This is a genomic window from Gelidimonas diazotrophica, from assembly GCF_055694025.1.
Genome location: NZ_CM146349.1, coordinates 697,048 through 717,420, shown reverse-complemented (window position 1 = coordinate 717,420; position 20,373 = coordinate 697,048). Strand labels below are relative to the sequence as shown.

Below are 20,373 nucleotides of genomic sequence, written 5' to 3'. Positions count from 1 at the left end.
TATTACAGCGTACGTGCAATCTCTTGAACTTCAAATACTTCCAGATGATCCCCTTCTTTTATTTCATTGAAGTTTTTCAGTGTCAAGCCGCACTCAAAACCAGCTCTCACCTCTTTGGCATCATCCTTAAAGCGCTTCAGGGAGTCAAGTTCACCGGTCCAGACAACAACGTTATCTCGCAACAGCCGCACCGAAGCACCACGTTTGACGAGGCCATCAAGCACGTAACAACCGGCAATAGCACCAACTTTGCTCACCAGAATAACCTGACGAATCTCAACCAAGCCCAACGCTTGCTCACGTCTCTCAGGAGCCAGCATGCCAGACAGCGCAGCTCTAACCTCATCAATCGCATCGTAAATAATGCTGTAGTAGCGGATATCAACGCCATTAGCTTCTGCCAGCTTGCGTGCGGAAGCATCTGCGCGAGCATTGAAACCGATAATGACGGCCTTGGACGCTACAGCAAGATTGACATCCGATTCGCTAATACCGCCAACGCCTGCATGCACCACTTGTACACGCACTTCAGTCGTTGATAGTTTTTGCAGGGATTGAACCAAAGCCTCTTGTGAACCCTGAACATCTGTCTTGATAATCAATGGCAAGTTCTGAACCTCACCCTCGCCCATCTGCTCAAACATATTCTCGAGTTTGGCTGCCTGCTGTTTCGCAAGCTTCACATCACGGAACTTACCTTGGCGGAACAAGCCGATTTCACGCGCCTTGCGCTCATCAGTCATGACCATCACATCTTCACCAGCCACCGGAACTTCTGTCAAACCTTGGATTTCAACTGGTATCGATGGACCTGCTTCCGTAATGCTCTTGCCGTTTTCATCCAGCATTGCACGAACGCGACCGTAGGAGGAACCGGCCAAAACGACATCGCCGCGTTTCAAGGTTCCCGACTGCACAAGTATCGTCGCAACCGGGCCGCGCCCCTTGTCAAGTCGTGCTTCTACAACCAAACCGCGAGCAGGTGCATCCCGCTGCGCTTTCAACTCCATGACTTCGGCTTGCAGAAGAACGCTCTCCAGCAAATTTTCAATGCCCTCACCGGTTTTTGCAGAAACCGATATGAATGGTGCATCGCCGCCATATTCTTCCGGCACGACCTGTTCGGCGATCAATTCCTGTTTGACGCGGTCAAGATTGGCGCCTGGCTTATCAATCTTGTTAATGGCAACAACCAATGGTACGCCAGCCGCTTTCGCATGAGCGATCGCCTCTTTGGTTTGCGGCATGACGCCGTCATCTGCAGCGACAACCAGAATAACGATATCCGTTGCCTTTGCACCGCGTGCGCGCATTGCAGTAAACGCTTCGTGGCCTGGCGTATCAAGGAAAGTGATCATGCCGCGCGGCGTTTCAACGTGATAAGCACCAATATGCTGAGTGATTCCGCCTGCCTCACTGGAAGCTACCTTGGCGCGACGAATATAATCGAGCAGCGAAGTTTTACCATGATCGACGTGACCCATGACAGTCACTACTGGAGCGCGTGACAGCATTTCAACATCTGCATGTACTGCATTGGATTCGAGCAGGGCTTCCGGATCATCAAGCTTGGCAGCGAATGCTTTATGCCCCATTTCCTCAACCAGAATCATTGCTGTTTCCTGGTCCAGAACCTGATTAATCGTCACCATCTGACCCAATGTCATCAAATATTTGATGACTTCAGAAGCCTTGACAGACATCTTATGCGCCAACTCCGCAACAGTAATTGTTTCTGCCACGTAGACATCTTTAACTACAGCTTCTGTAGGTGCCTGAAAATTGGTGCTGTGGTCATCATTATGGGAATTTCTGCGCCCACCGCGCGCACCACTACGCCATGCATCACGGCCGGAACCTGTGTTGCCACGTGGTTTGATTGTGCTGACCCCACGTTTTTTGGCTGCGTCATCCTGCCAAGTCGAAGAGACATTGGCCGACTTAATAGATTTTTTATCGACAACTACCGGTTTTTTCTCGCTTGGTTTCTTGTCCGCAGGCTTATGCAGTGTCCCTTCAGGTGCCTTTGCCACCACCGGCACTGGAGCCGGCTCTGGCGCCTTGATTACTCTGCGTGGAGCACTCAGCATGGCCTTGATTTGCGCGACCTCGTCCGCTACGGCTTTACGTGCACGTTCAGTAGCGGCGGTTTTCTCAGCAGATTCCTTGACAAGGAGGTCAGATTTTTTCTTGGCATCTTCAGCGGTAACGCGCTTTTTTTCTTCTGCAGCAACGCCGCCCGTTGTAGCAGCGGCAAGTGCAGCCTGAGCAGCGATTTTTTCTGTCTCCACCTTGGCTTTTTGCAGCGCCTTTTCTTGCGCTTCGGCCTGTGCTGCTTTTTCAGCTTCAAGTTTTGCCAAACGTTCTTGCTTTTCGTGCAGCTCTGCCTCTTGACGAACAATCAACTCAGCTTGACGTCGCACCTCTTCTTCGCGCCGAGCGATTTCATCCGAATCAACCGCCGGCAAAGTTGCGATAGCAGGAATAGCATCAGGGCTTTCTACCGGAGCATCTTCGCGTTTGACGAAGGTACGCTTCTTGCGCACTTCCACCTGAATTGTGCGCGATTTGCCTGTGGCATCAGCCTGCTTAATCTCCGTCGTTTCTTTACGTGTCAACGTGAATTTTTTCTTGTCACCATCCTGCGCGGCGCCATGTGCGCGACGCAGATGATCCAAAAGTCTATCCTTGTCATCTTTTGACAACGGATCGGACGCCGAGCTTTTTTGTACGCCGGAGGCGTGCAACTGCGTAAGCAGCAAATCCGCTGACATATTCAGCTCGGTGGCAAATTGGGCTACATTGTTACTCGCCATTCAATCCTCTTTTCTATGTTGCTTGACAGATAATAATGAAACGTTCAAATCACTTAACCTCAACCAGGCTCCAGGCCTTGGCTTGTAGTGTCTTGGCACGCTCATCGTACTTGGCATCGATGAGTTTCATTTCATCATCCGTCACATCTTCAAATTCATTTTCAATCAGTTGCCGCGCACGTTCCGCCGGCAATGCCAGAATTGCACCGAATTCATCGTAGGCTAAATCAGCAAATGCTTTGATCGTCTTGATATCAACCAGACCCAATTTGCCAGCGGTGATGCGATCCATGCCATCAAGACTTACAAGGCCATCATCCATGCCCTCAAGACCCTCCTCCGAAGCAATAGCTTCTGACACTAGTGCGTCTCGGGCACGGTTACGCAATTCATTCACCGTTTCCTGATCGAAAGATTCGATTTCAAGCATTTCGCCAATCGGCACGTAAGCAACTTCTTCAAGGCTGGTGAAACCTTCATCGACCAAAATGTCGGCAACCTCTTTGTCAACGTCCAGCTTATCCATGAAAAGCAGGCGTATTGCAGCGGTTTCCAATTCTGATTTGTCAGCTGACTCTTCGGCTGTCATGATATTGATTTTCCAACCTGTCAACTCCGAGGCCAGACGCACATTTTGCCCACTGCGACCAATTGCAATAGCCAAGTTTTCCTCATCAACGACGACATCCATTGCATGTTTATCTTCATCCACCACAATGGAAAAAACATTCGCCGGCGCCAGCGCGCCAATCACGAATTGCGCCGGGTCTTCCGACCACAGCACAATATCCACGCGCTCGCCACCCAACTCCGCAGTCACCGCCTGCACGCGCGAGCCGCGCATGCCCACACAGGTGCCGATAGGATCGATGCGTTTATCATTTGTATACACGGCAATTTTTGCCCGCACACCCACATCGCGAGCGGCAGACTTCACCTCAAGACTACCTTGCTCTATCTCTGGCACCTCAAGCTCAAACAGTTTCATTATGAATTCTGGAGCTGTACGGGAAAGAATTACCTGTGGCCCACGAACATTGCGATCTATTCTCAAGATATAGGCACGCACACGATCACCAATACGCAGATTTTCCTTGGGAATCATTTGATCCCGCGGCAAGCGGGCCTCAATCTTACCAGACTCGACAATTGCGTCCCCGCGCTCCATACGCTTGATGGTGCCGGTTACAAGTGAATCGCCTCTTTCAAGAAAATCCATCAGAATTTGCTCACGCTCCGCGTCCCGAATACGCTGCAATACGACTTGCTTTGTGTCTTGCGCAAAACGACGGCCAAAATCGACTGATTCAATTGGCTCCTCTATGTAATCATCAACTTCGATGTCGGCGATTTGTTCCTTGGCCTCAAAATGCAGCACTTCCTGATCCGGCAATTGCAAACCAGCCTCGTCCGGCACGACATGCCAGCGGCGGAAGGATTCGAATTGACCCGCCTCACGATTAATGGAGACACGGATGTCGACATCCCCCTCATATCGCTTCTTTGTTGCCTGTGCCAGCGCATGCTCAAGTGCGCCAAAGACTACATCTTTATCGACATTTTTTTCACGCGCTAACGCATCAACCAATAATAAAACTTCTCGACTCATGCTTTGCGGCTCCTAAAATCCACTGTTGGCACCAATCGTGCCTTATCTACGTCAGCGAGCGCAAAATCCAACGTCGCCATCCCATCATTTCCCTCAAACTCCAGCCTCAACGCTTCGCCCAAGGGCTCATGAAGAATACCTTGAAACGTTTTACGATTCGACGTTCCCGCCATTGGCAAGCGCAACTTGATTACCACCTCCTGCCCTGCGAAGCGCACATAATCAGAAAGCTTCCTCAACGGCCGATCCAGACCTGGCGATGAAATTTCAAGCCGCGAATAATCGACATTTTCGACCGTCAATACGTGCGTCAATTGGTGACTCACTTTTGCACAGTCTTCGACAGTAATTAAACCTTTTTCAGCATCTTCAGGCATGAAATCAATATACACGCGCAATAGGCCACGTTCTGCTTGTTCGAAATCGACAAGCTCGTAACCCATACCGATAACTGTTTTTTCAATTAAATCCAGTAAACGCAAAGCATTCTCCGTACATAAGCCAACCCTGCCACGCCACAACAGTGAGCATTGGATTCTAAAACCATTCAGCAAAAAAAAAATGGGCCTCTGCCCATCTTTTATTTACATACCAAGCCAAGCTGTTCGCCCACAATGGATTCAGAGTGACTTTTTAAGTCAGCGCATTATATACGATATGCGCCATAGGCAGCAATGTAAAAATGCCCTGCGATCGAGCGAACAATATACGTTGTTCAATAAAAATACAGGGTACTGTGCAAAAAAACCGCCTGTTTTAAATTGCCCTGATCCAGTTGAACTTGGGAATTACCCCTTATTGCGGCGGCGTGGTGCAACTTGTTGACTATTCGCTCCGTAAGGCTGTCGGCTGGAATTGCGCCGTGGCTGTCCCATGCCGGCATAACCAAACGTGGTTTGAAGCGGGTCAGGCTGACGATTTCGGGGCGGCTGAGTTTTCCCTGGCTCAAAGCTTTGGCCCTGCTTTTTATAATTCATATTTTTTTTGCTGTCACCAACGTCTTTGCGCTCTCGATTTCCACTGTAGCCCACGGATTCATTTCCACGGCTTTTGGCAGCAATTTTATCCAACCCACACAAATTTAATAAATCGCGGACCGCATTTTCTTCCATCTCCTCCCAGCGTCCACGCTTCAAACCGCGCGGGAGGGTCATGGAACCATACCGGGTGCGTATCAGACGCGATACGGTCAACCCAATTGCTTCGAACATGCGCCGTACTTCCCGATTTCTGCCCTCGCCAATGATGACGCGATACCATTTATTAATACCCTCGCCGCCGCCATCCGCAATTTTGGAAAATTGCGCCAGGCCATCTCCCAATTCCACGCCGCTCAGCAGTTTCTGGCGCATGCCTTCCTCCAACTCACCCAAAGTGCGCACAGCATATTCACGATCAATGCCATAACGAGGATGCATTAAGCGGTTGGCGAGATCGCCCGACGTCGTAAACAACAGCAACCCTTCCGTGTTGAAATCCAGGCGACCAACCGCCAGCCATTTTCCTGCCTTCATGCTAGGCAAATGATCAAACACTGACGGCCTTCCGTCCGGATCGTTATTGCTGACAATTTCGCCTGCCGGCTTGTGATAAATCAGCACCCGGGGAGGATGCGTGCTGACTTTTCGCTGGATTTGCTTGCCGTTGATTCGCACAATATCCGTAGGCAAAATTCGCTGCCCGATATGTGCAGGCTCGCCATTCACCGAGACACGTCCCGATATGATCAAATCCTCCATGTCGCGACGCGAGCCGAGGCCAGCCTCTGCCAATACTTTGTGCAGCTTGGGTGCGTCATCGTCCGCGGTCAGATCACGCCTGACGTTTTTTTGCGGTGATGCGCGATTAGCCTGACGCGAGTTGGTATCAGGACCGTCAATCTGACTATGATCGAACTCTTCGGAAATGACAAACGAAAACAGCGCATCAGCATCCGCCGGTTTTGTACGCGCTTGTTGTGGCCTGCCATTTTCCTTGCCGTTAAAGGATTTCGATGCAACGCGCCCGGGCTGACTCTGTTTTTGTTGCCGGTTACCGTCACCACGACCACCCCGAGCATGCCGCGGGCCCGGTGTTGTTGCGCTTACCGCTGTTGCACTTTCTTTAGCGGCCAGTGGCTCGACAACAGTATTTTCTTGCGCAGCGGGTGCCGCGATAGCCTGCTCGTCGCCCGGCTGCGATGAAAGTGAAGCCGGTTTTGCCTTTCGTGGCGCGCGCGGGGCGCGTACAGCAGGTGGGGCCGACTGCAATTCGACCGCTGTGTCAACTGGCTTTGCATCAGTAGTTTTTTTCCGCGTACGCACACGGCTGCTTTTTGCAATAGCCACCTCATCACTTGGTGCAAGTATATCGGGGCTTTTTGGCGAAATATTATCTGGATTGGACGGGTTCATTATTTACTTCGTGATATTACTGTTCGCATTCGCATCAAACTTTGATTCAGGCGTATTACCTGAAGAAACGGCTTCAATTTGTGAAGCGCGAATGTGCACATCGGGCTCCTGGCCTTGTGCAGAATATGGGATGACATCGCCGATACTGCTGGCTAACTCGCTGGCTGACTCTATACCAGCAGAACCATCACTGGCTTCTGCCGGATTCACGACAAGTTGAAGATCGGCTTCCAGCGATTGCAGTTGCAGCAAAGCCTCAGCCTGCATTTCGATCTTCGATTCCTGTTGTAATTGCGGCAGCTTATCCAGAGAAGCCAAGCCGAGATCGCTCAAAAATTGCTTGGTGGTGGCAAGCAAGGCTGGGCGCCCCGGAACATCACGATGCCCCACAACATCAATCCATCCCCGCTCCTCGATCAACTTTATCGTTTGCGAGTTGACGGCAACGCCACGTATTTCCTCTATGTCGCCCCGGGTCACAGGTTGACGATAAGCAATGATGGCCAGGGTTTCCATGGTCGCTCTGGAATATCGTTGCGGCTTCTCAGGATTCAAGCGATCCAGGTATACTTTCATCTCCGGCTTGCTTTGAACACGCCAACCGGACGATAAAAAAACCATTTCTATACCCTTGCCGAGCCAGTCTGCGCGTAACTCTTCGAGAATCGCATTAATATCTTCAACACCCAATGCATCCTCAGGCCCACTGAATAATTTCCTCATATCATGAACTGACAAAGGTTGGTAGGCGCACAACAAGGCGGTTTCAAGGACTTTTTTAGCCTCAGGAGTATTCATGCACAGAACTTAAGCGACTATTGCGAGATTATATGCGACGACGATCTTTCAAAATAGCGACCAACTAGATATCTCGTTGATACTAGTTTCAACACTCAGATTACTGAATCTGCAATGAGTGACGATTTGAAAGGGTTGCGCGGCTAAACGTTATGGCTTTGCTGATACTGCCATCAAACTTATTTTGCCTCTGACTTTACGCTACGATGCGCCTGTCAACTAAAAGACGCTGGCTTAAATTTTGGAAATTATAACTGGAATTTGCGAATTATATCAAAAAACAGACTTGTCTAATATAACAAGCCCTATCCAAGGCATACACCTGAACGAAACCTGCATTTCCAAGCCAGGAACGCGCCTGGAGCGATAATATCGGGCATTGGTGGCAAATCTGAAGCAACTGTAAGTGAAAATACGATTAAAAATATGAATCAAAATGAATCTTGATGTGACTGAAAAAATGATATCGCGCAGGGAAAATCCTGAAAACAGGTCTATCTATAAAGGACGCAGAATATCCGTCGCGCCCATGATGGATTGGACGGATAGGCATTGCCGATCATTCCATAGAAAAATTACGCGCCATACCTGGTTATATACAGAAATGGTGACTACGGGAGCGCTCTTGTACGGCGACGTTGCGCGGCATCTGGATTTTAGCCAGGAAGAACATCCGGTTGCATTGCAACTAGGCGGAAGCGATCCGGGCGATTTGGCCAAAAGTGCGAAATTGGGCGAATCATGGGGCTACGATGAAATTAATCTGAATTGCGGTTGCCCGTCCGAGCGCGTGCAAAAAGGCGCTTTCGGCGCATGCCTGATGGCAGAGGCCGATTTGGTAGCGGATTGCGTAAAGGCGATGCGCGATGCCGCGTCCATTGACATTACGGTCAAGCATCGCGTCGGCGTTGACCAAATACAGTCTTATGATTTTGTGCGAGATTTTGTCGGGACTGTGGCGCAGGCAGGTTGCGTTACATTCATCGTCCATGCCCGCAACGCAATCCTGAAAGGATTGAGTCCAAAGCAGAATCGTGAGATTCCGCCGTTAAAGTACGATTTCGTCTACCAATTGAAGCGCGATTTTCCGCAACTGGAGATCATCCTCAATGGTGGCGTCAAAACATCGGACGAGATCGACTGTCACCTTAAGTATATTGATGGCGTAATGCTGGGGCGCGAGGCGTACCACAATCCTTACGCAATGGCTGCTTTTGACGCACGTTATTACGGCGATGAAGCTCAGATCAGATCTCGGGCCGAGGTGCTGGAAGCGATGGTTTTGTATACTCAAAATCAGCTTGAGCGTAACAGTCAGAATGCCGGAGGCGGATTGCGGCTCAACAGCATTACACGTCATATGCTTGGCTTGATGGCTGGCATGCCTGGTGCACGCGGGTTTCGGCAATTGCTTTCCGACTCGGAAAAGCTGGCGACAAATGATCCGGCATTGTTATTAAGGGCATTGGAGAAAATACAAGCATCGCAATAATTGTTGTTCAGGCCATTGCTTATTTCCTACATTTACTTCTTGCTGCTAACACCAATGATCCGATGCACAATTCCCGTATTTTTCGCATTTGACCATTCAATATACCTAACTACGTATTTTTAAATGCGCATTAAAAATGTGCGGAAAATAGCTGTTTTTAATGCATACCCCCTATTTTTATGAAATAAGGAATTAACCTGAGTTACCGTTCCGACTGCTCTGACACAACTTTTTCAGCACTGGCGGCGGCTGTCGCCTTGTCGCTTACAATGCCTGCCTAGCTTGCTTGAAGCAGATAACATCCCACCGAAAGAACCGATGAAATATTTTTTCAGATTGATACGCGTCATTCTTGGCCCCTTCATGCTGCTCAACGAGCGGCTGACCAGGCCGCAAGGCGTAGTGCGCTCTGCAACTGAACAAGCCGGCGTCGATGCCGCTTGCCGGCAATTGGCCTTGTATCAATTCAACACCTGCCCGTTCTGCATCAAGGTGCGTCAGGAATTGCGCCGTCATGCATTGACAGTCGAATTGCGCGATGCGCAGCATTCGGCAGAAAATCGTCAAGCCCTGTTGGCGCAAGGCGGCAGCAGCAAAGTACCTTGCCTGAAAATTACCGATGAACACGGTAAAGCGCAATGGCTATACCAGTCCGGTGCAATCATTAGCTATTTGCAGCAGCGCTTTGCCGTCGGCAACAAGAATTGAGCAGGCAACCCAATGTGCGCCAATAACGCCGACGGTACGCTTTTCAGGACGATCGCCGACGCGGCGGTGGATGCAGCCGAACAGCATCTGCGCGACATTTTGTCGCTTGCATTCGACCACGCGCACCCGCATTCGGCGGTGGTGGTATTCGATACGCGCTGCGATCTGGCGCTGGCACTGACAGCGGCTTACCGGCGCTGCCTTCCGAGCGCGACCTTCATCGACTTCGACGCGGTTTCGCCGCCAGCGGTGCTGGCGGCATTCGCACCGCTGGCACCGTCCGACTTGGTGGTGCTGATTCAATCGACTAATTTTCGGCTGGAAGCGTTCCGGATTCGGGTCGAACTATTCAAGCGTGGCTTGAAGGTGATCGAGCATCCGCATCTGGCCCGCATGCTTGGGCCGGAAGTGCTCTACTACATCGACTCGCTAGCCTATGATCCCGCGTATTTTCGCGGCGTCGGCAATGCGCTGAAGGCGCGCATTGATCGCGCGCAAGGCGGGGTGGTCGAGAGTGGCGGCGCGCGCCTGGTGTTCGCTTCCCGGTTTGAATCGGCAAAACTGAATGTGGGCGATTACAGCCAGATGAAAAACGTCGGTGGCCAGTTCCCGATCGGCGAAGTATTCACGGAGGCGCAGAATCTGGAGGCGGTCAACGGTCGGGTGCGCATTTTTGTGTTTGGCGACACCGCGTTCAGAGTCAACCAGCCAAAAACGCCGATCACACTAGTGGTCACTAGCGGACAGGTGACGGACGTGATCGATTCCACGCCTGATTTTGATCAAGTGTTGGCCAATATCCGCGCCGATGAGGGCGTAGTCTGGGTGCGCGAACTGGGCTTTGGCATGAATCGCGCTTTTTCAAAAGACCGGACGGTAAGCGATATCGGCACCTTCGAGCGCATGTGCGGCGTCCACCTGTCGCTCGGCGCCAAGCACGGCAGCTACGGCAAACCCAACTTCAAGCGCGGCGACGGCAAGCATCACGTTGACGTCTTTGCCATCACGCAATCGGTCACGCTGGACGACGATGTGGTGTACTGCAACGGCGCGTGGCAAGTCTGATAATCCTTGCGCAGACCAATACGGGTTGACTGACTAAACCCTATAATCACGCCACATTCACCCGAGGTAACGCCATGACACTTTCCATGTATTCCGCATCGATTCCCGTCTTCAAACAAATGCTGAACAGCCTGCACGACGTGCTGACCAAGGCCGAAGCGCATGCAACGGCCAGGAACATCACGCCGGACGCCTTGCTACAGGCGCGCCTGTTCCCCGACATGTTCCCGCTGTTGCGCCAGGTGCAGATCGCCGCCGATTTTGCGCGCGGCGTGTCGGCGCGTCTGGCAGGTGCTGCGGTGCCGGCCTACGAAGAGACTGAAAAAACTTTTGCCGAGCTGCAGGCACTGATCGGCAAAACGCTGGCTTTTCTCGATAATCTGAACGCCGCGCAATTTGATGGCAGCCAAACGCGTGAAATCGTGTTGCGGCCGGGAACTCCGAAAGAGAAAAAATTGTCTGGTCAATCGTATCTGCTCCATTACGGACTGCCGCAATTCTTTTTTCACGTCACCACCGCTTACGTGATTTTGCGTCACAACGGCATCGAAATCGGTAAAAAAGACTATATGGGCGATTTTTAAGCCTATTCAACTACTATCGATAGTGTTTTGAAAAGCATCCATAACCGCATTTATTTGAGGGAGAACTTACGCATGCGCCAGTCGTTTCGCCGGTTGCCGGCAATACTCGCTGTATTGATTGCCGGCGTCTTATCGGCTTGCGGGACGCCATCTAAATCGGTGGTGTATCTGCATGAGGGATTCGATTCGACTTCGACCTATTCGCGCAGCTTTGCGGTGTCAGCCGATGAAACTTGCGAAGCGGCGCGGCGCGCGCTGCTCAGTCAGGGCTACCTGATCAATCAGGCCAATAACGAACTGGTGGATGGACGCAAGAACTTCCAGCCGAGCAGTGATAATCACGTCCAGATCGTGTTTCGCATCGTCTGCGTAGCTGACGCTAGCGGCAAAGGATCAACCGCCTTTGTCAGCGCACTGGAAGACCGCTACGCATTAAAGAAGAGCAATAACTCAGCCAGTCTGGGAGTAGGTGCTCTCGGCTCGATTTCGCTGCCGTTCTCTTCCAGCGACGACTCGCTGGTCAAGGTCGCAAGCTTGACAATCCCCACCGGCGAGTTCTATCAACGCTTTTTCGTGCTAGTGGAACGCTATCTTGGCGCTGATTCCGGCAGCGCCACAGATGCAATAGATGCAATTGATAACGCAGGCGCCGTCCCGCATCCGCTATTGCAGCAGAAGTAGATCCCAATCTTGAAGTTGGCGTTGTCATCCTGGATTCACTCGGGATGCCGCCTGCTGTGCGATTGATGCAACAGGTTAGAATAGGAAAAAAATATTACTTAAAAGAAAGAGACAAGTCATGAGCCAGGTGTTTTCCAAAACCGGACAAGGACAGGAAGAGATCAAAACACGCACCGGCGGCCTGACCCAGCGCGTGCGACAGGTGCTGATTTTTGTTGACGGCAAACGCGACATCGATGCATTGCGCAAAATGTTGCCTGCCGACGATCTGGAGAACACGCTACAGGCGCTGCAGCAGCAGGGCTATATTGCGGCAGTCGAAATGACTGAGGATCTCTGCATCGGGTCTGAGCCGATCGTATCAATTGCGCCCGCCGAAAAAATACCGGCGCCACTCGGCACCGTGTTTCGCGAACTGCCGCCGACGTCAGGCACCAAAGTGCTGGAACTGGCGCGCAATTTCATGATGAACACACTAAAAAGTTTTACCGGCCCGTATGCGACGCTCAGCCTGGTCGAGAAAGTGAATGCAGCGCAATCGCACGCAGAAATGCGCGCGCAATTCGACCACTGGATCGACGCCATTATTCAAACCCGCGATGGCAAACGCCGCGCCGATGCGTTGCGCGCTGCCCTGCTGGAGATTATTTGAATTTGAAGAAAGAATCCGGCGCAGACGCGCCGGCGTTACTGCGGCCGGCGAGAGCCGGCCGCTAGATTCACATGCGATGCGACAATCGCATTAGAAACGGTAACCGACGCCAACGCCGATCAGCCAAGGATCGATTTTCACGGTACCAAGCTGGGTGCCATTGGCGAGGCTCAGATCGCTGCGGATTTGGACTTTTTTCACGTCCAGATTCAGCGACCAGTTTTTATCCAGTTTGTAGTCCACGCCCGCTTGCAGCGCCAGACCATAGCTATTCTTTTCCAGAGTTGCGGCGCCTTTCAACAGATTGACCTGCGAGACGCGGGTGTAATTGACGCCGACGCCAACATACGGGCTGAACTGCGCAGCTGGTGTGAAGTGGTATTGCAGCGACAGAGTCGGCGGCAGGTGTTTGAGAGTACCGATATTGGCGCCATTCAAAGACACATCATGTTTTTGCGGGTAAGTCAGGATCAGTTCCGCAGCCCAGTTCGGCGTGATGAAGTAAGAGATATCGACTTCAGGAATGGTCTTGTCGCTGACATGAACACTATCTTTTAACAGCCCATTACCGGCCGTATCAAATTTATTTGCAGTGTCGATTTGAACCACACGCGCACGCACCAGCCAAGGACTTTGTTGCGCCATGACAGGCCCTGCGACAGCGCCGAGAGCAACCAATGCGAAGATTAGAGATGATGTCTTTTTCACGTTAATACCCTTAAAATTTGTAGGTGTATCAGTATAAACATGCCCCAATACAGCCTCTAGTTGACCTATATCAATATTTCAAAAATATTTACCTGACTACAGTTCTGTAGCGTGTATTTCTGAAATATATACATGCGTATGTATTTTTAATTCCACTTTATTTAATTGCGGTAAATTGCATTTTTATGCATATACTCCACTTAAATTCATAAATCAAAAAAATGCTTTAGGCGATTTTGGATCAAGATTGATCTGAAACTGCTGCTGTGGTCGGGTTGCAACATAAAATGGAACCCCGTCTCAACCTCCGTTCAACAAGATCACATGGAAGAACAACACGCTTTACCTTTTCTGCGCGAGACACTGCTGTTTCTAGCTCTGGCCGGGATTCTGATCCCGCTGCTGCAACGCTGGCGCGTCAATCAGATTCTGGGTTTTCTGGCCGTCGGCGCATTGGTCGGCCCGTTTGGCCTCGGACTCTGGGCCACTGCAGTGCCCTGGCTGGCGTATTTCACCTTTCCGCGCCTGGAAGGAGTGGCGGTGCTAGCCGAACTGGGGGTACTGTTCCTGATGTTCATGATCGGACTCGAACTGTCGGCCGCGCGTCTGTGGGAATTGCGGCGCTGGGTCTTTGGCGCCGGCACCGCACAAGTCTGCATCAGCGCGCTGGCACTTGGCGGCGTCATCTATCTGTTCGGCAACCGGATCGACACTGCAGCGGTGCTGGGCCTGGTGCTGGCCCTGTCGTCTACCGCGGTGGTAATGCAATTGATGACCGAACAGCGCACGCTGGGCACACCATTGGGGCAATCGGTTTTTTCCATTCTGATGATGCAGGATCTGTTCGTGGTTCCGCTGCTGATCCTGGTCGGCATCCTGGCCAAAGGCCAGACCGACGGCCTGTTTGTACTGGCTGGTCTGACGCTGCTGAAATCAGTCGGCGTGATTGTGCTGATTTATTTACTGGGCCGGCGCGTAATCCGGCCCTTGTTCAGCTCTTTCGCCAAGCAGGGCCGGCCCGACGTGTTCATGGCGCTCACTCTGTTGAGCACGTTGGGAATTGCCGGCCTGACAGCCATCGCCGGATTATCCATGGCGCTGGGCGCGTTTCTGGCCGGCTTGCTGCTGGCCGAGACTGAGTTCAAGCACGAGGTCGAGGTGACGATCGAGCCTTTCAAGGGTTTGCTGATGGGCTTGTTTTTCATGTCGGTCGGGCTTGGCATCGATCTGCGGGAAATCGCCCAGGCGCCGCTCTGGCTACCGCTGTCGCTGCTCGGCTTGTTTGCCGTCAAGTCGCTGGTACTGGCCGTATTGCTGAAGATCGGCGGCTTCCAGTGGGGCCGCGCGCTGGAGGGCGGCCTGCTGCTCGGGCAAGGCGGCGAATTTGCCTTTATCGTGGTCGGTTATGCGATGACGACCAAGCTGATCGCGCCGGCGCTGGGCCAGTTCGTGTTGCTGCTGGTCGGCCTGAGCCTGTTTGCCACACCGCTGGCAGCCAGGGCCGGGCGACTATTCGGCGATTGGTGGGAAGCACATTACCGGGAGCCGGTAGACAGCCTGAATGGCAACGTGCCGGAGCCGACCGCCGGACTGGTGATCATTGCCGGCTTTGGCCGCGTTGGCCAACTGCTGGGACATATTCTGGAGACACAGGGAATCCATTTCATAGCGCTGGAAAACAATGCGCGGCTGGTGGCCGAACTGCGCCCGCAAGGCGTGCCAATCTATTTCGGCGACGCCGCACGCGCCGAACTGCTGCAAAAGGTACACGCCGATCAGGCCGCTGCGATTGTGTTGACGATGGATCATCCAGCTTCGGCGCTGCACGCGGTCAAGGCCATCCGGCGCGAATATCCGCAGCTACCGGTTTTTGCGCGCTCGCGGGATGAAAAGCATGCACGCATGCTCAAGAAAGCCGGCGCCACCATCGTCATCCCGGAAACCCTGGAATCCGGCTTGCAGCTCTCCTCCTTCGTGCTGCAAACGCTGGGTATTGCGGAGGGCACCGCAATGCAAGTAATCCAGGATGAACGCGAGCGCCGCATTGCTGCTTTGCAAGTAAGCAGTGCCGAATAAGTTCAAATAAGCCCAAATGCGCCTGAGCAGTATCGGGAATTACTTGTTTATCCAGCTCAGCACCTCGCGCCATTGCGCCAGATCCTTGGCTACCCGCGTCGGCGCCAGATCCCATAAGGTGGCGCCCTGGGCTGCCATCTGCACGTAATTCTGCGTATCGCGCAGCATCCCGATCACCGGCAAATCCAGTTGACCGACATAAGCGGCGAGCTGCTCGGCCGAATGGCTGCGGGCATTGACGCGCATGCCGAGCACGCCGATGTCGAACTTGTGCTTGCGCTTGGCCAGCAGTTGCAGGAATTTCTGGGTCGCGAAAATATCGAACATCGAAGGCTGCAGCGGCACGATGACTTTGTCGGCAATCTTGAGCACTGCGGCAAGTTGCCTGCCTTCCAGCCCGGCCGGAGTATCGAGCACGATATGGCTGCTGCCCTTGGGCGGCTTGACCACCTGGCAATCCTTCAACTCCCAGGCGCTGATAGGGGCCAGGTTTGCGGGGCGCAATCCGAGCCACCCACGCGACGATTGCTGCAAGTCGATATCACCCAGCATCACATGCTTGCCTTGGGCGGCGTAATATCCTGCCAGGTTGGTGGCAAAGGTGCTTTTTCCCACCCCGCCTTTGGGGTTTGCAATAACGATAACTGGCATATTTACTTTCCGTGAGTTTTGAGTATGAAGTTTACGATGGAATTCTCGAGTATCAGGCTACCTTGAATGGGCGCAATTTTCAATCAACCGAACGTCAAGAAAACCCGCCCTTGACCGATAGCATCAACAATTGTCGCCCTAACGGCCATGGCAAAAATGCCACCCAAAATAGAAAGCGCCATGGCCGCCCTCTCCCCCAACCCCTCTCCCGCGAGCGGGAGAGGGGAGCAAAGTGAGTCGCTACGCGACTTTCACGTTAAACAAATAACGATCATGAAGAAAAAATCCTATTATTCCCACCTCTTGCTCGACGATGCAGTCAAGGAAAAAATCTTGACCATCATGATGTTCGGCAATAACCGGGCGCAATCGACGGGCTATTTCCGCGTCACATTGGGCCTGTACTATTTATCCAAAATCATGGTCGAGGAAGAACTGGATTTCAAGATGATCGACTGCGAATTCAACCGCTTCATTTACCGCACGCTGGGCGGCGGACACAGCATCACCAGCATCCTGCAATACATGAGCAGCAAGCAAGTGTTGCTGGTGCTGAACTCGGCCTCCTTCGTTTCCACCTTCCTGAATTATTTTGCCGAAATCCCGTTCCGCAATATCCCGATCCTGCTGTCGATCAACCTGTCGGTATCCAAAAAAATCTCCGGCCTGGCTAGCGCCGGTCCGGTGCAGGAGTGGATTTTGCGCCAGGAATGCGTGGCGCAGCAAGCCAGTGAAACGCAACTTCCGCCCATCACAAACTGATACGGAGCGCCGCCGCTGTTTCGCATTTTCTGCAGAAACGTCTGCCAAAACTTAAGATAGGACAAGTACAAAATCCCGCTTCCCGTGCAAACTGCCCGCTCGTTAGCGTCGGCCGGTGGCTATTAATCCGCCAATAGCAATGCAAGGAGAAACAGGAGAAATCATGAAAGAGTTGTTCAGATCACCCCAAGCAGTGGCCTTTGCCGCCCCCGGCATCGCCCCCGAAGATGCGGCAGTGCTGGACATGCGCGCCGACCTGATGGCAAAACTGCGGCGCATAATTACCCAACACGGCTGGACCCAACAACAAGCATCGAGCCATCTGGGCATTAGCCAGTCACGCGTGTCGGATCTGGTGCGCGGCAAATGCGACAAGTTCAGGCTCGACATGCTGATCAAACTGGCCGCACGCGTCGGTCAAAAATTATATCTGGTGCTGGAAGCTGCCTGAGTATCCCCTACAGGCTGTATCAGCCTGTAGGCATCCGAATACCTTATTCCTTTTCCAAATCAATCGTAAACGCGAAGCCGACAAAGTGTCGCGGCTGAGGTAGACATTGAATTACGGAACCAGCCGCGTCAAGCCGCCCATGTACGGATGCAGCACTGCCGGAATCTCGACGCTGCCATCGGCCTGCTGGTAATTCTCCAATAGTGCAACCAAGGTACGCCCGACCGCCAGGCCGGAGCCGTTCAGCGTATGCACCAGCTCCGGTTTGCCTTGTGCGTTACGAAAACGGGTCTGCATGCGGCGCGCCTGGAAGGCTTCGCAATTGGAGACCGATGAAATCTCGCGGTAGGTATTTTGCGCCGGCAGCCAGACTTCCAGGTCAAAGGTCTTGGTTGCGCCAAAACCCATGTCGCCGGTGCACAAACTCACGACGCGATACGGCAAACCGAGCTTTTGCAGGATGGCTTCGGCATGGCCGACCATCTGTTCCAGCGCTTCGTAGGATTTTTCCGGATGGACGATTTGCACCATCTCGACCTTGTCGAACTGATGCTGGCGGATCATGCCCCTTGTGTCGCGGCCATAGCTGCCGGCTTCCGAGCGAAAGCATGGCGAATGCGCAGTCATCTTGATCGGCAGCGCGTCAAGCGCCACAATTTCGCCGCGCACGATGTTGGTCAGCGGCACTTCAGCGGTCGGGATCAGGTAAAAAGTCTCGCCCTCGCCTTCCACGCCGCCTTTTTTTACTGAAAACAAATCCGCTTCAAATTTCGGCAACTGGCCGGTGCCGCGCAAGCTGTCGGCATTGACCATGTACGGCGTATAGCATTCGGTGTAGCCGTGCTGTTCGGTATGGGTATCGAGCATGAACTGCGCCAGCGCACGGTGCAATCGGGCGATGCCGCCCTTCATCACCGAGAAGCGCGAACCGGTAATCTTGGTCGCCACTTCGAAATCCAAACCCAGCGCGGCGCCGACATCGACGTGATCCCTGACCTCGAAATCGAAGATGCGCGGCGTGCCGACCTTGCGCAACTCGACGTTGCCGGCTTCGTCCACGCCCACTGGCACGGATTCGTGCGGCAGATTCGGAATCGCCAGCATGAATTCGCTGATGCGGTCCTGCACGGTGGCGAGCGCGCCTTCGTTATTTTTCAGTTCATCGCCCAAACCGGCGACTTCCGCCATCACGGCCGAGGTGTCCTGGCCTTTGCCTTTGAGCATGCCGATCTGCTTGGACAGCGCGTTGCGCTTGGCTTGCAGATCTTCGGTGCGGGTCTGGATGACTTTGCGTTCGGCTTCGAGCGCATTGAAAGTGGTTACATTAAGCTGGAACTTGCGCGCAGACAGGCGGATGGCGGCGCTGTCGATGTCTTTGCGCAGTAATTGGATGTCGATCATGGGGGTTTGTCGGACTCTGGTGACGAAACCAACATTGTAGCAAGCCGCGTATTATTCCCCGCGATGGGTGCACCCCATCACGTATCTAGTTTTTCGCCTTTTTATCCAATTCCCGCAAATGCGCCATTTTCTCGCCGATCTTGCCTTCCAGTCCACGCGGGGTTGGGGTGTACCAATGCTGGTTGCCGACGCCGTCGGGCAAATAGGTTTCGCCGGCGGCGTAAGCTTCCGGTTCGTCGTGCGCGTAGCGGTACAACTTGCCGTAACCTAATTCTTTCATCAGCTTGGTCGGGGCGTTGCGCAAATGCTCCGGCACCGGGCGCGACTTGTCCTGCTTAACGAAGGCTCTGACCTGGTTGTAAGCCATGTAACCGGCATTGCTCTTGGCCGCAATCGACAGATAGATCACCGCTTGCGCCAGCGCCAATTCACCTTCCGGCGAGCCCAGACGCTCATAGGTGGCGGCGGCATCGTTGGCAATCTGCATCGCACGCGGATCGGCCAGCCCGATGTCTTCCCAAGACATCCGCACAATGCGGCGCGACAGGTAGCGCGCATCGACGCCGCCATCGAGCATCCGGCACAACCAGTACAGCGCCGCATCCGGATTGGAGCCGCGCACCGATTTGTGCAACGCTGAAATCTGGTCGTAAAACGCGTCGCCGCCCTTGTCGAAACGGCGCAGCGTGTCGCCCAGACACTCCACCAGCAGCGCCGCATCGACTTCTTTCACATCTTTGGCTTGTGCCGCACGGGCGATGATTTCCAGCGTATTCAATAGCTTGCGGCCATCGCCGTCGGCGCTCGCGATCAGCGTCAGTTTGGCATCTGGCGCAAATTGCAAACCATCCAGTTCAGCAGCGCAGGCGCGATCGGCCAGCATGCGCAAGTCATCGTCAGTGAGCGACTTCAATACATAAGTCGCCGCACGCGACAACAGCGCGCCATTGACTTCGAACGACGGATTCTCGGTGGTCGCGCCGATGAAGGTAAACAAACCGCTCTCGACGTGCGGCAAAAATGCATCCTGCTGACTCTTGTTGAAGCGATGCACTTCATCGACAAACAAAATGGTGCGGCGACCGGAATTGGCGCGAATCACCTGCGCCCGCTCGACCGCCTCGCGGATATCCTTGACTCCCGACAGCACCGCCGGCAGCGCGATAAATTCCGCATTGAAACTGTCGGCCATCAGGCGCGCCAGCGTGGTCTTGCCGACGCCCGGCGGCCCCCACAGGATCATCGAATGCGGCTCGCCCGATTCGAACGCGACGCGCAACGGTTTGCCCGCGCCAAGCAAGTGTTGCTGACCGATCACGTCGTCCAGCGTTTTGGGGCGGAGGCGTTCGGCTAAAGGGATCAAAGTCATTGGTGGGCAAGCATAAAGTCGGGAAAGAAGATTGTAGTCCAGCCGATGCGGGACTGTGATCCCGCGGTCCGCGCCGCGGCCGGGGATTGCGCCCCACGATTTTTTGTCCAGCCGGACCTTTTGGAAAATAAAACATACTATCCAATGTATTTTTTAC

General features: G+C 53.2%; 18 protein-coding genes. 9 read left to right on the top strand and 9 right to left on the bottom strand.

Going from position 1 to position 20,373, the window contains the following annotated elements; genetic code table 11:
• Positions 1-2: 2 nt before the first annotated feature.
• The 5 genes from infB to scpB all read right to left on the bottom strand — a co-directional run bounded on the left by infB (position 3) and on the right by scpB (position 7,616).
• Positions 3-2,816: a translation initiation factor IF-2 gene (gene infB, locus KGFNPO_RS03350; protein WP_472633089.1), complete on the bottom strand. Its 2,814-nt coding sequence runs from the start codon at positions 2,814-2,816 to the stop codon at positions 3-5.
• A gap of 49 nt (positions 2,817-2,865) precedes the next feature.
• A complete protein-coding gene (gene nusA, locus KGFNPO_RS03345; protein WP_472633088.1) occupies positions 2,866-4,425 on the bottom strand; it encodes a transcription termination factor NusA in 1,560 nt (519 codons plus the stop codon).
• Positions 4,422-4,907, bottom strand: a complete 486-nt coding sequence (gene rimP, locus KGFNPO_RS03340; protein ID WP_472633087.1) for a ribosome maturation factor RimP — start codon at positions 4,905-4,907, stop codon at positions 4,422-4,424. Before rimP ends, nusA begins: the two co-directional genes overlap by 4 nt.
• Positions 4,908-5,213: 306 nt before the next feature.
• Positions 5,214-6,818 carry a pseudouridine synthase gene (locus KGFNPO_RS03335; protein ID WP_472633086.1) on the bottom strand — a complete coding sequence of 535 codons (1,605 nt, stop codon included), beginning with the start codon at positions 6,816-6,818 and terminating at the stop codon, positions 5,214-5,216.
• A 3-nt stretch (positions 6,819-6,821) separates the two neighbouring features.
• The gene (gene scpB, locus KGFNPO_RS03330) at positions 6,822-7,616 is read right to left on the bottom strand and encodes an SMC-Scp complex subunit ScpB (protein ID WP_472633085.1); all 795 of its coding nucleotides are present in this window, start codon (positions 7,614-7,616) and stop codon (positions 6,822-6,824) included.
• A 460-nt stretch (positions 7,617-8,076) separates the two neighbouring features.
• On the opposite strand from scpB, the gene dusA reads away from it, so the two are divergent.
• From dusA to KGFNPO_RS03300, 6 genes are all read left to right on the top strand, one after another.
• A complete protein-coding gene (dusA, locus tag KGFNPO_RS03325) occupies positions 8,077-9,108 on the top strand; it encodes a tRNA dihydrouridine(20/20a) synthase DusA (RefSeq protein WP_472634378.1) in 1,032 nt (343 codons plus the stop codon).
• A 318-nt stretch (positions 9,109-9,426) separates the two neighbouring features.
• Positions 9,427-9,816: a glutaredoxin family protein gene (locus tag KGFNPO_RS03320; RefSeq protein WP_472633084.1), complete on the top strand. Its 390-nt coding sequence runs from the start codon at positions 9,427-9,429 to the stop codon at positions 9,814-9,816.
• A gap of 12 nt (positions 9,817-9,828) precedes the next feature.
• Positions 9,829-10,881, top strand: a complete 1,053-nt coding sequence (locus KGFNPO_RS03315) for a M29 family metallopeptidase (RefSeq protein WP_472633083.1) — start codon at positions 9,829-9,831, stop codon at positions 10,879-10,881.
• Positions 10,882-10,955: 74 nt separating this feature from the next.
• Positions 10,956-11,465 carry a DUF1993 domain-containing protein gene (locus KGFNPO_RS03310; protein ID WP_472633082.1) on the top strand — a complete coding sequence of 170 codons (510 nt, stop codon included), beginning with the start codon at positions 10,956-10,958 and terminating at the stop codon, positions 11,463-11,465.
• A 72-nt stretch (positions 11,466-11,537) separates the two neighbouring features.
• Positions 11,538-12,146 carry a DUF2242 domain-containing protein gene (locus KGFNPO_RS03305; protein ID WP_472633081.1) on the top strand — a complete coding sequence of 203 codons (609 nt, stop codon included), beginning with the start codon at positions 11,538-11,540 and terminating at the stop codon, positions 12,144-12,146.
• A gap of 118 nt (positions 12,147-12,264) precedes the next feature.
• A complete protein-coding gene (locus KGFNPO_RS03300; RefSeq protein ID WP_472633080.1) occupies positions 12,265-12,798 on the top strand; it encodes a hypothetical protein in 534 nt (177 codons plus the stop codon).
• 90 nt (positions 12,799-12,888) lie between these two features.
• Here KGFNPO_RS03300 and KGFNPO_RS03295 read toward each other — a convergent pair whose 3' ends face one another.
• Positions 12,889-13,506: an OmpW/AlkL family protein gene (locus KGFNPO_RS03295; protein WP_472633079.1), complete on the bottom strand. Its 618-nt coding sequence runs from the start codon at positions 13,504-13,506 to the stop codon at positions 12,889-12,891.
• A 324-nt stretch (positions 13,507-13,830) separates the two neighbouring features.
• Here KGFNPO_RS03295 and KGFNPO_RS03290 point away from each other — a divergent pair, with 324 nt between their 5' ends.
• Complete coding sequence (locus KGFNPO_RS03290; RefSeq protein ID WP_472633078.1) at positions 13,831-15,582, top strand: cation:proton antiporter domain-containing protein; 1,752 nt, start codon at positions 13,831-13,833, stop codon at positions 15,580-15,582.
• Positions 15,583-15,621: 39 nt separating this feature from the next.
• On the opposite strand, the gene KGFNPO_RS03285 is transcribed toward KGFNPO_RS03290, so the two are convergent.
• The gene (locus tag KGFNPO_RS03285) at positions 15,622-16,233 is read right to left on the bottom strand and encodes a nucleotide-binding protein (RefSeq protein WP_472633077.1); all 612 of its coding nucleotides are present in this window, start codon (positions 16,231-16,233) and stop codon (positions 15,622-15,624) included.
• Positions 16,234-16,506: 273 nt separating this feature from the next.
• Here KGFNPO_RS03285 and KGFNPO_RS03280 point away from each other — a divergent pair, with 273 nt between their 5' ends.
• Together KGFNPO_RS03280 and KGFNPO_RS03275 are read left to right on the top strand one after the other, a co-directional pair.
• The gene (locus tag KGFNPO_RS03280) at positions 16,507-16,995 is read left to right on the top strand and encodes a hypothetical protein (protein ID WP_472633076.1); all 489 of its coding nucleotides are present in this window, start codon (positions 16,507-16,509) and stop codon (positions 16,993-16,995) included.
• Between the two features lie 163 nt (positions 16,996-17,158).
• A complete protein-coding gene (locus tag KGFNPO_RS03275; protein ID WP_472633075.1) occupies positions 17,159-17,446 on the top strand; it encodes a helix-turn-helix domain-containing protein in 288 nt (95 codons plus the stop codon).
• Between the two features lie 111 nt (positions 17,447-17,557).
• On the opposite strand, the gene serS is transcribed toward KGFNPO_RS03275, so the two are convergent.
• A complete protein-coding gene (gene serS / locus KGFNPO_RS03270; protein WP_472633074.1) occupies positions 17,558-18,847 on the bottom strand; it encodes a serine--tRNA ligase in 1,290 nt (429 codons plus the stop codon).
• Positions 18,848-18,932: 85 nt separating this feature from the next.
• Positions 18,933-20,216 carry a replication-associated recombination protein A gene (locus KGFNPO_RS03265; protein ID WP_472633073.1) on the bottom strand — a complete coding sequence of 428 codons (1,284 nt, stop codon included), beginning with the start codon at positions 20,214-20,216 and terminating at the stop codon, positions 18,933-18,935.
• Positions 20,217-20,373: the final 157 nt, after the last annotated feature.

Coding starts and splice junctions, on each gene's coding strand:
- infB (WP_472633089.1), bottom strand. CDS start 2,816: ATGGCGAGTAACAATGTAGCCCAATTTGCCACCGAGCTGAATATGTCA.
- nusA (WP_472633088.1), bottom strand. CDS start 4,425: ATGAGTCGAGAAGTTTTATTATTGGTTGATGCGTTAGCGCGTGAAAAA.
- KGFNPO_RS03335 (WP_472633086.1), bottom strand. CDS start 6,818: ATGAACCCGTCCAATCCAGATAATATTTCGCCAAAAAGCCCCGATATA.
- scpB (WP_472633085.1), bottom strand. CDS start 7,616: ATGAATACTCCTGAGGCTAAAAAAGTCCTTGAAACCGCCTTGTTGTGC.
- dusA (WP_472634378.1), top strand. CDS start 8,077: ATGATATCGCGCAGGGAAAATCCTGAAAACAGGTCTATCTATAAAGGA.
- KGFNPO_RS03320 (WP_472633084.1), top strand. CDS start 9,427: ATGAAATATTTTTTCAGATTGATACGCGTCATTCTTGGCCCCTTCATG.
- KGFNPO_RS03315 (WP_472633083.1), top strand. CDS start 9,829: ATGTGCGCCAATAACGCCGACGGTACGCTTTTCAGGACGATCGCCGAC.
- KGFNPO_RS03310 (WP_472633082.1), top strand. CDS start 10,956: ATGACACTTTCCATGTATTCCGCATCGATTCCCGTCTTCAAACAAATG.
- KGFNPO_RS03305 (WP_472633081.1), top strand. CDS start 11,538: ATGCGCCAGTCGTTTCGCCGGTTGCCGGCAATACTCGCTGTATTGATT.
- KGFNPO_RS03300 (WP_472633080.1), top strand. CDS start 12,265: ATGAGCCAGGTGTTTTCCAAAACCGGACAAGGACAGGAAGAGATCAAA.
- KGFNPO_RS03290 (WP_472633078.1), top strand. CDS start 13,831: ATGGAAGAACAACACGCTTTACCTTTTCTGCGCGAGACACTGCTGTTT.
- KGFNPO_RS03285 (WP_472633077.1), bottom strand. CDS start 16,233: ATGCCAGTTATCGTTATTGCAAACCCCAAAGGCGGGGTGGGAAAAAGC.
- KGFNPO_RS03280 (WP_472633076.1), top strand. CDS start 16,507: ATGAAGAAAAAATCCTATTATTCCCACCTCTTGCTCGACGATGCAGTC.
- KGFNPO_RS03275 (WP_472633075.1), top strand. CDS start 17,159: ATGAAAGAGTTGTTCAGATCACCCCAAGCAGTGGCCTTTGCCGCCCCC.
- serS (WP_472633074.1), bottom strand. CDS start 18,847: ATGATCGACATCCAATTACTGCGCAAAGACATCGACAGCGCCGCCATC.
- KGFNPO_RS03265 (WP_472633073.1), bottom strand. CDS start 20,216: ATGACTTTGATCCCTTTAGCCGAACGCCTCCGCCCCAAAACGCTGGAC.